The 13739-nt window shown below is 65.4% G+C and carries 16 protein-coding genes; 10 read left to right on the forward strand and 6 right to left on the reverse strand.

Annotation, left to right across the window (positions count from 1 at the left end; translation table 11 throughout):
* The first annotated feature begins 78 nt into the window (after positions 1-78).
* The 8 genes from ACSMEV_RS13710 (at position 79) to ACSMEV_RS13745 (ending at position 6208) form a co-directional block, all read left to right on the forward strand.
* Positions 79-2163, forward strand: coding sequence for a hybrid sensor histidine kinase/response regulator (locus ACSMEV_RS13710; RefSeq protein ID WP_459205632.1), 2085 nt, complete (start codon positions 79-81; stop codon positions 2161-2163).
* Between the two features lie 149 nt (positions 2164-2312).
* Positions 2313-2639 (forward strand): hypothetical protein, encoded by a 327-nt coding sequence (locus ACSMEV_RS13715; protein WP_459205633.1) that lies wholly within the window; start codon positions 2313-2315, stop codon positions 2637-2639.
* 74 nt (positions 2640-2713) lie between these two features.
* A complete protein-coding gene (locus ACSMEV_RS13720) occupies positions 2714-3043 on the forward strand; it encodes a hypothetical protein (RefSeq protein ID WP_459205634.1) in 330 nt (109 codons plus the stop codon).
* A gap of 243 nt (positions 3044-3286) precedes the next feature.
* Positions 3287-3523, forward strand: a complete 237-nt coding sequence (locus ACSMEV_RS13725; protein WP_459205635.1) for a hypothetical protein — start codon at positions 3287-3289, stop codon at positions 3521-3523.
* Positions 3524-3566: 43 nt separating this feature from the next.
* Positions 3567-3911 carry a DUF7079 family protein gene (locus ACSMEV_RS13730; RefSeq protein ID WP_459205636.1) on the forward strand — a complete coding sequence of 115 codons (345 nt, stop codon included), beginning with the start codon at positions 3567-3569 and terminating at the stop codon, positions 3909-3911.
* Positions 3912-4043: 132 nt separating this feature from the next.
* On the forward strand, positions 4044-4454 hold the full coding sequence (locus ACSMEV_RS13735; RefSeq protein ID WP_459205637.1) for a DUF3597 domain-containing protein: 411 nt from the start codon (positions 4044-4046) through the stop codon (positions 4452-4454).
* Between the two features lie 347 nt (positions 4455-4801).
* Positions 4802-5470 (forward strand): hypothetical protein, encoded by a 669-nt coding sequence (locus ACSMEV_RS13740; RefSeq protein ID WP_459205638.1) that lies wholly within the window; start codon positions 4802-4804, stop codon positions 5468-5470.
* A gap of 117 nt (positions 5471-5587) precedes the next feature.
* Entirely contained in the window at positions 5588-6208 is a 621-nt protein-coding gene (locus ACSMEV_RS13745; RefSeq protein WP_459205639.1) for a dTMP kinase, read from the forward strand.
* A gap of 86 nt (positions 6209-6294) precedes the next feature.
* On the opposite strand, the gene ACSMEV_RS13750 is transcribed toward ACSMEV_RS13745, so the two are convergent.
* The gene (locus tag ACSMEV_RS13750; protein WP_459205640.1) at positions 6295-7581 is read right to left on the reverse strand and encodes a DUF2254 domain-containing protein; all 1287 of its coding nucleotides are present in this window, start codon (positions 7579-7581) and stop codon (positions 6295-6297) included.
* A gap of 168 nt (positions 7582-7749) precedes the next feature.
* On the opposite strand from ACSMEV_RS13750, the gene ACSMEV_RS13755 reads away from it, so the two are divergent.
* Complete coding sequence (locus ACSMEV_RS13755; RefSeq protein ID WP_459205641.1) at positions 7750-7893, forward strand: hypothetical protein; 144 nt, start codon at positions 7750-7752, stop codon at positions 7891-7893.
* A 259-nt stretch (positions 7894-8152) separates the two neighbouring features.
* On the opposite strand, the gene ACSMEV_RS13760 is transcribed toward ACSMEV_RS13755, so the two are convergent.
* On the reverse strand, positions 8153-9058 hold the full coding sequence (locus ACSMEV_RS13760) for an alpha/beta fold hydrolase (RefSeq protein ID WP_459205642.1): 906 nt from the start codon (positions 9056-9058) through the stop codon (positions 8153-8155).
* Positions 9059-9332: 274 nt separating this feature from the next.
* Here ACSMEV_RS13760 and ACSMEV_RS13765 point away from each other — a divergent pair, with 274 nt between their 5' ends.
* A complete protein-coding gene (locus ACSMEV_RS13765) occupies positions 9333-9482 on the forward strand; it encodes a DUF2256 domain-containing protein (protein WP_459205643.1) in 150 nt (49 codons plus the stop codon).
* A gap of 164 nt (positions 9483-9646) precedes the next feature.
* Here ACSMEV_RS13765 and ACSMEV_RS13770 read toward each other — a convergent pair whose 3' ends face one another.
* The 4 genes from ACSMEV_RS13770 to ACSMEV_RS13785 form a co-directional block, all read right to left on the reverse strand.
* Positions 9647-9952 (reverse strand): ArsR/SmtB family transcription factor, encoded by a 306-nt coding sequence (locus ACSMEV_RS13770; RefSeq protein WP_413047464.1) that lies wholly within the window; start codon positions 9950-9952, stop codon positions 9647-9649.
* 93 nt (positions 9953-10045) lie between these two features.
* The gene (locus ACSMEV_RS13775; RefSeq protein ID WP_459205644.1) at positions 10046-11170 is read right to left on the reverse strand and encodes an alkene reductase; all 1125 of its coding nucleotides are present in this window, start codon (positions 11168-11170) and stop codon (positions 10046-10048) included.
* A 278-nt stretch (positions 11171-11448) separates the two neighbouring features.
* Positions 11449-12948 (reverse strand): efflux transporter outer membrane subunit, encoded by a 1500-nt coding sequence (locus ACSMEV_RS13780; protein ID WP_459208348.1) that lies wholly within the window; start codon positions 12946-12948, stop codon positions 11449-11451.
* 2 nt (positions 12949-12950) lie between these two features.
* Positions 12951-13715, reverse strand: a complete 765-nt coding sequence (locus tag ACSMEV_RS13785; RefSeq protein ID WP_459205645.1) for a helix-turn-helix transcriptional regulator — start codon at positions 13713-13715, stop codon at positions 12951-12953.
* Positions 13716-13739 lie beyond the last annotated feature (24 nt).

Below are 13739 nucleotides of genomic sequence, written 5' to 3' on the forward strand. Positions count from 1 at the left end.
TTCACAAACCCTGCAGCACGCATGAACCCCCATGCCGGCAAACGGTCAGACAGTCCAGAGTCAGGACCGAGGCAAACGATGGACCTCTTCGACAAGCCCCCCGTCGATCCCCATGAAAGCGATGAACCCGAGCCGCGTGCCCCGAGCGAAGCACAGGAGTGCCTGCAACTGGCACTCGACGCTGGCGCGATCATCGGCACCTGGGTATGGAGCGTGCCCGATGACCGCCTGACCGCCGACGAGCGCTTTGCCGAAGCCTTCGGGCTGTGCCCGGATCGTTGCGCTGCTGGCATTTGCGTGGGGGAAGCCTTCGCCTCGATCCACCCCGACGACCGTAATCACGTCACCGCCTTGATGAACGCTTCGATGCAACGCGGCGGCACTTTCCGCTGTGAGTACCGCGTGTTGCGCAGCGATGGCCAGTACCACTGGACCGAAGGCAGCGGTCGCGCCGAACTCGACGCGCAGGGGCGCGCCGTGCGTTTCCCCGGCGTTCTGCTGGACATCGAAGCACGGCGTGCCGCCGAAGCCGAACGCGATCGGGTCACGGCCATGCTGCACACCTTCACCTCGGCCGTGCCGGGTGTGGTCTACGCCAAGGACCGGCAAGGTCGCATGCTGGTGGCCAACCATGGCACCACGCTGTTGATCGGCAAACCGCCGAGCTTCTATCTGGGCAAGACCGATCTGGAGTTTCTCGAGGACGAGGGACAGGCGCGGCAGATCATGCAAACCGACCAGCGCATCATGCGCCAGGGCCGGCCCGAGCAGGTCGAAGAGCGCGTTAACATGCCCGATGGCACCGAGGGCATCTGGCTGTCGAACAAAGCGCCGCTGTTCGACAAGCAAGGCGTGGTGGTCGGGCTGATCGGCTCGTCCATGGACGTCACCGAACGCAAGGCCACCGAAGCGGCCTTGCAGGAACTCAACCGTGAGCTGGAAACCCGTGTCGACCAGGCGGTGGCTGAGCGCGAGGCTGCACAGGCCGCATTGCGCCAGTCGCAGAAGATGGAAGCGGTGGGCCAGTTGACCGGCGGCATCGCCCATGACTTCAACAACCTGCTGGCGGGGATCAGCGGCAGCCTCGACCTGATCAAGCTGCGCCTGGGCCAAGGCCGTCTGGCCGATGCCGAGCGCTACCTGAGCGTGGCCCAAGGCGCGGCGCAGCGCGCGGCGGCACTGACCCATCGCTTGCTGGCCTTTTCGCGGCGGCAGAACCTGATGCCGGTGCCTACTGACGTCAACGCGCTGATCCGTGGGCTGGAGGATCTGGTGCGACGCACGGTCGGCCCGTCCATCACGGTCAAGGTCGACCTCAGCGCCAGCGCCGTCACTTGCCTGGTGGACCCGGCGCAGCTGGAAAATACGCTGCTCAACCTCTGCATCAACGCCCGTGACGCGCTCAAAGGCGGGGGTTGCATGACCATCAGCACCTTCGACCAGTGGCTCGAAGCGGGGCCTGGATTGGACCCCGAGCTGGCCGCCGGTCGCTACTTCACCCTGTGCGTGGCCGACGACGGTACTGGTATGAGCCCCCAAGTGCTGGCCAAGGCGTTCGAGCCGTTCTTCACCACCAAGGCGGTAGGCGCCGGCACCGGCCTTGGCCTGTCGATGATCTATGGCTTCGCCAAACAGTCGGGTGGGCAGGTGCGCATCGAGTCGGTGGAAGGCGAGGGCACACGCGTCTACCTGCAGTTGCCGAGCCAGGCGATGGCCGCCACGCCCGTCGCTGAGATACCGCCGATCCTGCCCGAGGCCATGGCGGCCCAGGGCGAAACGGTCTTGGTGGTCGATGACGAACCTTCGGTACGCATGTTCGTCAGCGAATTGCTGGTCAGCCATGGCTACCGCGTCATGGAGGCTGCCGACAGCCAATCCGGTTTGCAATTGCTGCGCTCGGACGTGCACATCGACCTGTTGGTGACCGATATCGGCTTGCCGGGCACCCTCGACGGCCGCCAGATGGCCGACGCCGGTCGCCTGTGCCGGCCCGCGCTGCCGGTGCTGTTCATGACCGGCTTCGCCCAGCCCCATGTGCTCGAAGATCGGCCCCTGGAGACGGCCATGGCCGTGTTGACCAAGCCTTTCGCACTCGAGCGATTCTTCAATGGCGTCAACACCCTGTTGGGTAAAAGCGCGGAGCCCGACGACGCGCCTGGCTGAGCGACCCATTCACCTGGAAATAACCTACACGGTAGCGCCCTGGCGGCGTGCCGTTCTGATACCCTCATGCACACTTCGCCACCTACACCGATCGGCATGCGAGCTGCGCCGATAGCACAACGACCTCATCGAGGAAAGGGAGATTCACCATGACCGTTACAGACCGTCTGAGCCTGCTTCAGTACGAGCATTTGAGCCTGGGTGGGTCCGCAGCGGCTCAGTTCACCCAATCCCTCGACGCACTGCGCGTACTCAGCCTGGCCGAGCGATACGAGCATCCGGCGGCGTTGTACCTGGGCGACATCGCCGATGTCGAAGACCGTGACGAACTGCTGTGTGCCAAGAGCCTGGCGCTGGGCTTCGCTCATGGCCTGATCGTCGCCAAGGTCATCAGCGAGACCCAGGGTGAGGCCTTGCGCCAAGTGTTCCAGGACGCCGCCGACCGCGCCTTGGCAGCGCTCTCCGATCCGAACTAATTGTCGACCCCGCTTGCAGGTCGTTTTCTAGCGCAACCCCTATTCCGCCACGTATCTGTCTGGAACCTTCGCGCATGTATCCCACCACCCCCGACGGACGTTATTTCGTGGTCAAGGGGCAGCTGTGGCGTTGCACCAACCCTGGACTGAGCGAGGCAGAGCGCCAACGCCTGGTCAAGGCGTTGATGGCCGCGCGCCGCGCCGTGAAGACCGCTAAAACCAGCGAAGATCCCGAAGCCATGCGCCGTGCCCGCGCTTCGGTGGATGCCGCCAAGGTCGCACTGGGCGAGCGCGGACCGGTGTGGTGGGAGGACGGCAGCCCCGACTACAACCGCAAGCACGTGGCCAATAGCCCTTACGCGCAATGGTTCAGCGACGAAGTCGAAGGCGTCGACCCTTCATAGTGTCGACCTGCCGCTGTACCTAGTGCTTGTTGGAGCGGCTTCAGCCGCGATGGCCGGCACCGCCGGCCTAAAGGCAACATTGCCTGGATCGGGGCCTTTGATCGGAGGTAAGTGAAAGACAGTCGGCAGATACCTTCAAGCCCCTCGGTAGAATGCTCAAGGCGAGCTTGACGAACTAATTGCTGACTAATGGGTCAGCATTTTGGTGTTCGCTTTCGTCTTTCCACTTTTGGAGCGCTTTCCATGCCCCTCTATACCCTCGACTATCGCGTGGCCGGCCAACCTCACAGCCATCGCCTGGAGCTGCAACAAACGCACCTCGCCGCGCACGAAGCGGCGATGCACCTGATCCTGCTGCACTTCGGCGACAGCGAGAACAGCCTGTTGATCCCGGCGGCAGACGCCACTGCGCAAGAGATCATGGCCCAGGCGCAGCTTTTGGGGCTGAGCCACATCGAGGTCGCAGAAGCGTGCGCCTGACGTGGCCCAGCTCTGCCTCGCATGGGATGCGAGTCGGCCTGGCATGACCGACGTCTGCGCCACGCGCCTGCACCTGTGGCAGGCCTTGTCCGAGCTGTTTCTGGACACCGAAGTCGGTGAGGCGACCCTCGACGGCATCGCGCGGACCCTGTGCACGACCGGCTACACGCTGGCGGAAGCCGAACGCATCCTTTGGGCGGAGGTGTATCCGGTGCTCAGGCACAACCTCTATAGCCCGGCCGGTGAATGGGCGGGGTGGAGCGATGCCTGGCTATTGGCCCACCTACGCGTCAACGGCTCATCCCGGCGCCCGCGCAGCACCGCTGTGACTCGGGAGATCGAACGCTGCTGGCGCTGCGTAGTGGATCGAGTCGAGGGCAAGAGGTGACTGCTTGGCGCTTCCGACACCCTGCAATCGTGCATCCGCACAAATCCGATCAAACTTTGCCGCACCACTTCGGGTCATTGTTCAGTAGCCATCGCTCACCAAGGGCTGGCAGCTTGAATCAAGGAGAATGACATGAGCTTGTTCCGTTCCATCCTGGAAAAACTCGGTTTGGGTTCGCACGCTGCACCGTCCGCCGATGCCGCGCCTGCGCCGCAAAACACTGGCACCGCGCCAACTGCTGGCAACGCCAGTGCCCCACAGACCTCCGGTGCCGCGCCAGCCGGCGCGAGCCAGGTCGACATCGCCCAGCATCTGGATTCGCTGCCCGGCGCCCAACAGCTGAACTGGCGCACCTCGATCGTCGACCTGCTCAAACTGCTGGGCCTGGATAGCAGCCTGACGTCGCGTAAAGACCTGGCCAACGAGCTGCACTACACCGGCTCTACTGACGACTCCGCTGCCATGAACACCTGGCTGCACGCCCAAGTCCTGAAGAAACTGGCCGAGAACGGCGGCAAAGTACCGGCTGATCTGCTGGATTAAGCCTCTGCAGATGCACCAGCGAGGGGCTACGGCCCTTGCTGGTGAAGTCCACCGTTCGCAGCCAGGGTGAGTCCCTGTCGCGGCCCCCTCGGCAAATCGACCCATCCCCACGCCGTTTGGCGGCCCGCCCCAGCAAATTTCCTATACGCCGAACTTTCCTTGTACAACTCGCGTCCGAACGTTGATGTCTATCGAATATCGAAAAGCCATGCCCTACGGCCATCACGCGGCTGCGCACCCATGACCTGCTGGACCTCAGGCACGACCGCACCCAGCCTTTACATCGCCGGCGAACCCCGGCACTACCCCGGCCGATCCGGGGGCGAGCGTAGAAGGAGCGCGCCTGTATGAACAAGATCTATGACGCCTTGCGTGGCTTGTTCGGCCACGACCCGGCCAACCCTGACGCACCTGGACCGGTGTTGGTCGATCCGGGCGAAGTCCTGTTCACGCTGCCGACGCTGGCCGACGATGCACCCGTGGTGGAACCGCTGACCGACGCGCCGCCTCGGCATGGTCTGGTGCTGCACGAAGACGACTGGCGTCAGCTGGAATTTCTGCCTGCCGCGCAGTTGCCGGAAAGCCAGCGCCTGTTGCGTGATTTCAAAATCTTCGAAGCCGCACACCGCGAAGCTTCGGGCTGGCGCCAGGCCTACCCGCGGGTGTTGAGCGACGGCATCGTCATTCCGGGCGTGGCGGCCGAAGCCGAGTTGGTCGCCGAGCTGGGCGCCAGTCCCGAGCCGACGCCACTGATCTGTACGAGTGAAGCCATATTGGGCTGTCTGGCCGGCGGCTTCAGCGTCCCTATCGGCAATGAGGTCACCTTGTACGGCTATACCAACGCCGACGGCATTGCCGTATTGGGCGCTTCGCTGGGCGAGCACGCCGACCACCAGTGCCTCGTGCAGGCGTTCTGTGCGCTCAATGCGCGCTATGGCGTGGTGTTGGTGGATTGGTGCCAGCAGCGAGTGATCGTGGGCCAGGGCAAACAGGGCCTCAGCGTGTGGCAAGCTTGATGCAACCGATGGGTCGCTGACCCAGCGCGTAGCCATGGCCAAGCGCTATACCGCGCACCCCGCCGCAGCATTGTATGACACACTGCCGACCCTTCCTGCCGCCGCTGTCACCGATCTATGACCCAGCCCCTGTTCGTCGCCGTCGACGGCCCAAAAGGCGTCGGCAAGACCACGCTGCTCGAAGCCGTCGCCCAGGCGCTCAGAGTCGAAGGCCATACGGTGGTTCGCCTCAGCGAACGCAACCACGACCCGCACCGCGCGGCCACCATGGCGCTGGTCAACGCCCTGGCCAGAACGCCCTGCGCCGAGCTGGAGTGGCAAGTCTGCGAGCGCCTGGCCGACAGCCGCGCCTGGATATCGCAGCAGGTGTTGCCCAAGCAACCGCCGGGCAGTCTCATCCTCATGGACCGCTGGTATGCCTCCGATGCCGCGTTTCGTCGCAGCGTGCCGTTCGCCGACGTGCTGCGCCTGAACCTGGCGCGCGGCGTCAGCGTGCCGGACCTGCAGATAGGGGTGACCACCGCACCGCAGGTGTCATGGGCGAGGGCGGCGGCACGCCGTCAAGGTTTGCGCAGTACGGTCGTGCATAGCTTCGAAGCGCACGCGGCCTGCACGGCGGCATTCGAGCGGGCGATGGCGGAGCACGGTGGATGGCTATGTCGCAATGAAGGCGCGCTGGCATCGGCCACTGCCGAGGTCACTGCCGCCATCGCCAGGCTGCTCGACGCCAGCCGCTAACATCCGCAGGTGCCATTGCCCGGCCCGATGCAGCCTTGGGCATGCACCACACCTGGCCTTGAACCCGCAGGAGTCTCCAAGTGAGCTCAAAGGCTGCCGCCGTATGGCAGCAACGCCTTGGCCAACGACCGCAACCGCACCTTGTCTTCTTCCAGCGGCAACGCCAATTCGGCGCGTTTGAGCAGCAGGCCGGCATGCACTTGGCATTCGCGGCCAAACCGCTCGGGCGCCACGTGCGCGAGACTTGCCAGCGCCTTGACGAAGCGGATGTCGATCTCCAGCAGCCCCGCGCCGTCGCGGGCGATCAGGGTGAAGAAATCGTCGAACAGGTCCTGCACGTCGATGCCGCGCACGTGCACCCGGCGGCAGTCCGGTTCGATGCCTTCGACCGCGGGTGCCTGCAACGCCCACGCGGAAAAGCAGCGCACGCCGCGGCCGATCACGTCGATCACCGTGCCGGAGTCGTTGGTGGCCGGCGACAGCGCCCGCGAGGCGATCTCGGCCAGCACCGACAGGCCAAAGCGCGGGTCCTGGTCGAACGATCGACGCAGGCCGATGGTCAAGGCGGTCAGTACGTCGTCGTCCAACGCTGCAGCGGCCGTGCTGTCCTGGTCCCAGACGATACGTGCCAATGGCGCGCCGATATGCACGAAGCTGCCCGGCAGCACGTCCAGATAGACCTCGACCCGGTGCGCCTTGGCCACGGCGGCCAGGGCGCTCACATCGACGTGCTGGACATAGCCCGTATCCCTACTCAACACCCTGGTGGCGGTGGCCGGCGGGGTGAAATCGCTCGGATAGGCTGCGGCCCCGAGAAACGGCCATTCGGCCCGGCGCCGCAGAGCGACCAAGGTCGCGCTCTCGACCCGGTCGATGGTTTCGCCGACCCTGCCCAGCTTGGACAGATGGTCGATCCAGCGCAGCAGCGTGTACACGATCAGGATCACCACCAGGATCGTCACCGCGAACAGCACTACGCGCCCTTGGGCCCCGTAGGCGCCCGTGCTCAACGCGATGATGCCGACCAGGCTGAACAGGAACGAGCCGATGAAGGTCGCCAACGCGTTCTGCGTGGTCGAGTCTTCCATCACCAAGGTGGTGGCGCGCGGGGTGACGCCGCTGCTGGCGGCGCTGTAGGCCGAGACCATCGTGCTCAATGAAAAGGTGGTCACCGCCAGCATGCTCGACGCGATGATGCCGAGGATCTTGTCCACCGAATCGGCCCCCACCTTGGCCGGCAACGAGGGCGGCACGAAGTCTCTGAAGACGATGGCCAGCAGCGCCGTCAGCACGCCCGCCAGGGAGAACAGCGTGGCGCGGAACCAGAGCCGTTTCGTGGTTTGGCCTAAGGCCCAGCGCCAGCGAGCGATCATGGAGATACCTTCGAGATGAGTGCGTTGGCCGATTGAGTGGATTTGCGGCGCGATAGTTTCATTGCCGCCTGGGAAGGAGGGCCACGTCGAACGACTCTGGCCACCTGTGCTTTGGAACATATGGCTGCGCGACCTTATCCAATGACCCACCCACTGGAGGAAACACGCATGCAACCGCAAACCGAAGGCCTCGAAGAGCAAGGTCCAAGCAAAGTCCCTTACGTGAACGATCCGCACAAACCTGCCAATCCTCCCAGCAAAACCGAGGAAGACGACGAGGTCGATGGCGAGGGGGAAGGTGAGGCCCATTGAGTCAGCCGGGTCCGGCCAGGCTGGATTGGGCTGGGCCCAGCCTGGCTCGCCCTTGGTCGGTACAGGACTGAGCATCATTAAGGTCCTAGGCTCTGTGTGAAAAGCCTTGATACTCGGTGATGCTGCGTTGAAAACAGCCTCGGAATGCTCATTTACAACCTGTAAACTCCGCTTCCTCGGCTGTTTTCGCCTTGCCTGACCTTCGTCTCAAGGCTTTTCACACAGACCCTAAGGCGACACGGGGCGCCAACCTGACGATTCAGCGACTCGCCCCGTTCAAGGGTTCCAACAGGTCGAGCACCGCCTGCGCGAACACCCGCGGCGCCTCCTGCGGCACGTTGTGGCCTACGCCATCCAAACGCGTGCGCCGCACCGGCCCCTTGAACCGCTGCAAGGACAGCGTCTCAGGCTGCGGCGGGGCCACCCCGTCGCTGTTGCCCGAGAGGATCACGCTGGGCACGGTGATCTCCGGCTGCTGCGCGAGCCTGGCCTCGATGTCGGCGTAACGTGGGTCGCCTTCCACCAGGCCAAAGCGGTGCCGATAGGAATGGACCACCACGTCGACGAAATCAGGATTGTGGAAAGCGTCTGCTGTCGCCTGGAATTGCGCCTCGGTGAAGCGCCAGGTCGGCGACCACTGCGACCAGAGCAGGCGGCACAGCGCCTCGCGATGCGCCGTCAGGCCAGCCTGGCCGCGTGCGCCGTGGAAGTAGTACTGGTACCACAGCCGGGCTTCGGTTTCCGGCGCGGCGGGTTGCTGGCCGTGGGCGATATCCTGGATGTTGTAGCCCGGCTCGCAGCTCACCAAGCCTGCCACGCGCTCCGGCCACAGCGCCGCCACCACGCAGGCCGCGCGTCCGCCCCAGTCGTAGCCGGCGAGCACGGCCTTGGGCAGGTTCAGCGCATCCATCAACGCCAGCAGGTCGGCGCCGAGCGCGGCTTGCTCGCCCGACCGGGGGGTAGCCGGGTCGAGAAAGCGGGTCGCACCGTAGCCACGCAGGAAGGGCACGATGCAGCGGCAGCCGGCGGCAGCCAGCAGGTCGGCGACCTCGTCGTAGGCGTGGGGGTCGTAGGGAAAGCCGTGCAGCAGGATGACGACAGGCGCGTCGGCGGCGCCGGTTTCCCGGTAAGCGACGTCGAGGACGCCGGCGTGGATGGTGTTCATGGAAGCCTCACGTTACTGGAGTGGGTGGCGTCACGGCGTAGCGCATGAGGGTATGACCCGCGCGAGGGGGTGGATCGTTCAATGGCGCGAGAGGCCTGCGGATCGGTCAGAGTGTCTGCTCTTGGGGAGGGGCATGCCCAGCCTCTGTGGTGCTGTGGCGGCCAACGTCTGTGCGCGAAACCCCCGAACTGCGACTGGCGAATGGAGTCCGATGCAGGGCTCGAAGCTCCACCTTCGGGCCTTCCTTCAAGGCCGCCGACCGGAGACAGGCAACGTGAAAAAAAGCGAGCTTCCCGAGAAAATCTGTGTGGTCTGCCAGCGGCCTTTCACCTGGCGCAAGAAATGGGAGCGTTGCTGGGGCGAGGTGCGCTACTGCTCAGAGCGCTGCCGTCGACAGCGCAGCGCGGCGCAGACGCCGCTCTAGCATGACTGCGAGCCGTCAAGTTCAGAAAGACGGAAAGGCCGCTCAGACGGCAAAGGCGCCTGCGACCTAGGCGCTAGACCGTCGATGGCCTCTTCGGCTATCGCTCAGGCGCAGAAGAAGGGTGGTAGTGCTGAAAATGCCGTGGTGTGAGACGTTGCCGTCGCTCAGATGGTCTTGCCCAACACCTCGAGCAACTGCGCGACCTTCTCTTCGTTACGCTTGTAGTAAGTCCATGGCCCGATGCGCTGCGAAGTCACCAGTTGCGCGCGTTGCAGCGCCGCCAGGTAGTTCGACACCGTCGACTGGGACAACTTGACCCGCTCCTGGATGATCCCCACGCACACGCCGATCTGCTCCGGGTCCGCCTGTTGCTCGGGGAAGTTCTCCCGCGGGTTCTTCAGCAGGGTCAGGATGGTCAGCCGAGTGGGATTGTCCAGGGCCTTGAGCGCTTCAATGAGATCGATGGGCATGACGAGACATAAATAGCGGGGGAATGGGCGCGATGTTACCGGTTTTCCGCACGGTGTGCTGCACGCATCCCCAGGATGCGTGCAGCAGGTGCTTCAACCCTGGTAACGCGGGTAGTCGATGTAGCCGATTTCGGTGCCGCCGTACATGCTGGTCGGATCGACCGGGTTCAGCGGCCAGTCATTGGCGATGCGCGCAGGCAGGTCGGGGTTGGCGATGAACGGCCGGCCGAAACCGGCGAGGTCCGCCCAGCCGCCTTGGATGGCCGCCGCCGCACGCTCGGCCGTGTACTTGCCGGCATACAGGATGCGCCCGCTGAAGGCTGCGCGCACCGCTTGGCGGAACGCGGCCGGCAGCTCGGGGGCGCCGTCCCAGTCGGCCTCGGCGAGCGAAAGGTAGGCGATGCCCACCTGTTCGAGGATCTTCACCGCTTCGACGTAGGTTTGCTGCGGATCGGCTTCCACCAGGCCCAGGTAGGCGCGCGCCTCGTCGGTGGTGGCGAACAGCGGCGAGAAGCGCACGCCCAGACGTTCGGCACCGACCACCTCGGCCACCGCTTCGGTGATCTCGCGCAGGAACCGCAGGCGGTTCTGCAGCGAGCCACCGTATTCGTCGGTGCGCTGGTTGGTGTGCGCCGAGATGAACTGGTTGACCAGATAACCGTTGGCGCAGTGCAGCTCGACGCCGTCGAAGCCGGCCGCCAGCGCGTTGCGTGCGGCTTGGGCGTACAGCTGCACCAGGTCTTTCACTTCGGCGGTAGACAAGGCCCTGGGCGTGGACGGATCAGCCAGCGCACCGGCACCCGGACCGGTTTCGACGAACACCTGGACCCGCGTGGTGCCCATCGCGGACGGCGCGACCGGCGCGTCGCCGTTGGGTTGCAGCGAGGTGTGCGAAACCCGGCCCACGTGCCACAACTGGGCGAAGATCACGCCGCCTTCGGTATGTACGGCCTGGGTGACTTTCTTCCAGCCCTCGATCTGCTCGGCGGTGTAGATGCCGGGGGTCCAGGCATAGCCCTGGCCACGGGGTTCGATCTGGGTACCTTCGGTGACGATAAAGCCGGCACTGGCGCGCTGGCGGTAGTAGTCGGCCATCAGGTCGTTGGGCACATCGCCCGGTTGGCTGCTGCGCGAGCGGGTCAGCGGGGGCATGACGATGCGGTTGCGCAGGGTGTAGGGGCCGAGGGTGGTAGGAGTGAAGAGGCAAGCGTGGTTCATTTCAGAAATCTACATATCGAAAATTACAGATATGACAGGGCGTAAGCCTTGTCCAGGTCATGCGGCGGCAGTGGGCGGTGGTGTGCGGACAACACCGCCTAGGGGCGACCGAAGGGGCACAGCCTACACGTCATATCTATAAATGCAAATATCCAAATATCCAGTTAATAACCAAAAGCTGCCGCCGCTCGCGAGGCACCGGCGGGGCCACCGGATCGGCCGACTCCGCACCGTGGCCGGGCGGTTCGAACCGACAGCACCCGCAGCAACGCTCGCGCTCAGTCTCTACGAGCAGGCGGGCTCCCGGCGCCTGCACGGGCAACGGCAAGGCTGGCCATGCGCTCGCCAGGCGCGCCACGGGCAGCTACGGTCGGCGCCAACCAGCCGCCGCCCAGCGCGGCATACAGGTTCACCTCGGTGAGCAGTTGTGCCAGCCGGTCGTCGATCAACCCCTGCTGGGCGGCGAACAGCGCGCGCTGTGCGTCGAGCAAGGTCAGGCGGCCGTCCAGACCGCTACGGTAGCGGCGCTCGGCCAGCGTGTAATAGCGCAGGCTCGAGGCCACCAGATCGCGCCGAGCACCCAGTTGTCGCCGGTAGGTCGAGCGTGCCGCCAAGCCGTTGGCGACTTCCTGGAACGCGGTCTGGATGGCTTTTTCGTATTCGGCCACCTGGATGTTCTTTTGCAGCCGCGCGTAGTCCAGGCTGGCGCGCAGGCTGCCGGCGTTGAAAATCTGCAGCGTGACTTGGGGTTGGAACAGCCAGGTGCCGCTGTCCGCGGCGAACAGGCCATCGAGTTGCGGGCTGGTGCTGCCCGCATTGGCGGTCAGGCTGATGCTGGGAAAGAACGCCGCCCGCGCTGCGCCAATGTCGGCATGGGCGGCGCGTAGCTGGTATTCGGCCTGGAGGATGTCCGGGCGACGCTCCAGTAATTCGGAAGGCATCCCCGCTGACAGGCCGACGATCTGCTCCTGTGCCAGCGGCACGGCGTCCAGGTCGTCGGCCACCGGCACGCCCACCAGAACGCTCAATTGGTTGAGGTCCTGCGCTGCCTGGCGCTTGTAACGCGCCGCAGCAGCGCGCGTGGTGTCGACGCGGGTGCGGGCCTGGATGAGGTCCAGTGCCGATACGGTCCCGATACGGCGCTGATGGGCGGTCAGGCTCAGGTCGCGTTCGTCCACGGCCAGGGTGTCCAGCGCTAGCGCGAGCGATTCCTGGTCGGCGCGCCAGGTCAGGTAGAGGCTGGCGACGCCTGTCACCAGGCTCAATTGCGCGCTGCGCCGGGCTTGGTCGCTGGCCAGATAGGTGAGCGCCGCCCGCTCGCTGAGGCTGCGCACGCGGCCGAACAGGTCCAACTCGTAAGCACTGACGCCCAGGGTCGCTGACGACGTCGAGGTGATCGCGCCCTGGTCGGTGCCGGTCATGCGCCGCGGCAGGTAACGGCGTTGTGTCTGGGCGTCGGCCGACACCTTGGGCAGCAGGTCGGCACGCTGAATGCGGTACTGGGCACGGTAGGCCTCCACGTTCAGCACGGCGGTGCGCAGGTCGCGGTTGTTGACCAAAGCCATGTCGATCAATCGGCTCAATGCGGGGTCGAGGAACACCTGCCGCCAATCCTGCGCGGGCTGATCCGTACCCTCATCGTGCAGGTAGGCCGGGCCGCTCGGAAACCGCTCGGCGACCGGCGCGGCCGGGCGTCGGTAGTCGGGCGCCAGGGAGCAGCCGTACAGCAGCGCGACGCATAAGCTCCAGGCCAGACGAGCCGTGGGCTGTCGCGCCACGCTCAAGCGCCCGCCATCCATTTGGCCAGGCCGTGGCGCCCGCTGACGCCCAGTTTGGCGGTAGCGCGTTTGAGGTAGGTTTCCGCGGAGCTGTTCTTCACGCTCAAACGCTGCGCCATTTCCGGCACGGTGGCCCCGGTGAGCAGCCCCAGGCAGACCTCCTGCTCGCGCAGGGAAAGTTTCACCGCGTGCTGTGCCAGGCGCTCGGCGAAGGCGCGGCGCAGGGAGCCGGCGTCCGGGTCGGCGATCTGTGGTCCGTGCTCGGCGACGCTATGCGCCAACCACTGGCCATGGTGCTCGAGCAACGGCAGCAACGTGTCGGAAAGGGCCTTGAGCCGCGACAGCTCGGCCAGGCTGAACGCCTGCCGATCCGGTAGCCGCTGGACGCAGATCACCCAGCGGCGGTCGCCGCTGCGCGACACCAAGTGGCACTGGTGGGCCGCGTGCCGCATGTGCAATGGGGCCTTGAGCTTGATCAACAGCGGGTCGTCCATGCGCAGGATGCTGGGCAGCAGGGGGGAGCGCGGGCTGTCGCGACCTACGACGGGCGTGCCGGCGCTGCCCAGCGCCTTGACCTGGCTGAGGCAGGCCTGACCAGGGTCGAGTGTCCACTCGCTGAACTCGAGCCGGTCGATCGGCACTTGGGCGTCGACCAGGCGCAACATCCGCTCGGCGAAGTCATGGGCGCCACTGCTGGCGATCAACTCGCCCAGGCGCAGGTACAGCTCGGGGTTGGGGCGGTATTGCGGGGCGGCGGTCGAGTGCATGTCCTTATCATCCATGAAGAGGGT

The sequence above is a fragment of the Pseudomonas sp. MLB6B genome, assembly GCF_054508135.1.